Genomic DNA, 495 nt, shown 5'->3' with positions numbered 1-495 from the left:
GCACGAATGGCGTAATGATGGCCAGGCTGTCTCCACCCGAGACTCAGTGAAATTGAACTCGCTGTGAAGATGCAGTGTACCCGCGGCAAGACGGAAAGACCCCGTGAACCTTTACTATAGCTTGACACTGAACACTGGTCCTTGATGTGTAGGATAGGTGGGAGGCTTTGAAGTGTGGACGCCAGTCTGCATGGAGCCAACCTTGAAATACCACCCTTTAATGGCTGGTGTTCTAACGTAGACCCGTAATCCGGGTTGCGGACAGTGTCTGGTGGGTAGTTTGACTGGGGCGGTCTCCTCCTAAAGAGTAACGGAGGAGCACGAAGGTTAGCTAATCCTGGTCGGACATCAGGAGGTTAGTGCAAAGGCATAAGCTAGCTTGACTGCGAGAGTGACGGCTCGAGCAGGTGCGAAAGCAGGTCTTAGTGATCCGGTGGTTCTGAATGGAAGGGCCATCGCTCAACGGATAAAAGGTACTCCGGGGATAACAGGCTG

General features: G+C 53.1%; 1 rRNA gene (only partly in view). It reads left to right on the top strand.

What is annotated here, in order from left to right:
- Positions 1–495, top strand: a 23S ribosomal RNA gene (locus B9P82_RS27905); its annotated part reaches 2,312 nt to the left of the window's first position; the annotation flags it as partial.

It is taken from the genome of Citrobacter sp. L55 (genome assembly GCF_002850715.1).
In the GTDB taxonomy this organism is placed as follows: domain Bacteria; phylum Pseudomonadota; class Gammaproteobacteria; order Enterobacterales; family Enterobacteriaceae; genus Citrobacter; species Citrobacter braakii.
This window is presented reverse-complemented; position numbering and strand designations above follow the sequence as displayed.